This is a genomic window from Allochromatium palmeri (genome assembly GCF_009720725.1).
GTDB classification, from domain to species: Bacteria; Pseudomonadota; Gammaproteobacteria; order Chromatiales; family Chromatiaceae; genus Thermochromatium; species Thermochromatium palmeri.
Map to the genome: position 1 here is coordinate 1 of NZ_WNKT01000153.1, position 703 is coordinate 703.

General features: G+C 55.8%; 1 protein-coding gene. It reads left to right on the top strand.

The window, feature by feature from the left end:
- Positions 1 to 482: 482 nt before the first annotated feature.
- A partial coding sequence (locus tag GJ668_RS20450; protein ID WP_222930834.1) for a hypothetical protein occupies positions 483 to 703 on the top strand: 221 nt, incomplete at its 3' end.

The following is a 703-nucleotide window of genomic DNA, read 5'->3' on the forward strand; positions in this document are numbered from 1 at the left end:
GCCGTTTCGTTGGACCTATATCGGCAAGCCGCTGATGGCATGAAATTGTCCAGTCAATTTAGGGTGCGCGGTACTAGCGCCACGCCGCTGTCGTGCGAGCGCCGTGCTCAGCTGAAGGCGGCCTTGGCGGGCGCTGGTCTCGAGAGGCTCTTGGACTGCTCTTATTCAAGATAGCCCAGCAGCGCCATACCGTCTGTGCGCTATCGCACGCAGCCTTCGACCTCGAAAGGTGAGTGCTCGCGGGACTCTTGTCGGAAGCGTTCGGCCAGAGAACGCCTCGACTGCGATGCGCGCGGGCGCGAGAGCGGCTCGCGGCGCTCAATCAAGCTCGAGCCAGATCTCGTTGCGTCGCAAGAACCAGGGCTTCTCGCCTTCGACGCCGAATATCAAATCGGGAAACAGTCGGATCCCATGCGAGTTCATCTTTCTCGGCGCTATTCTTTCTGGGGAGAACGCCCCAAGAAAAGGCTTCGGAGACCAAAATGAACCGCGATGATTCGGGTGGCAAAGGCCGCCACGATCACGATGAGAGTCAAGACCAGCACCTCCTTCAAATACATTTCCGGTCCATTCTCAAGAATGACCAGAGAATAAATCAATCCCCAAAAGATCGCGATTTCCGGATATTGGACTTTGGACAAAGTATCTTACCAGCTGGCAAAAATCGTTCGCTCACATACAGTTGGAGTAGACAAGTCCTCTG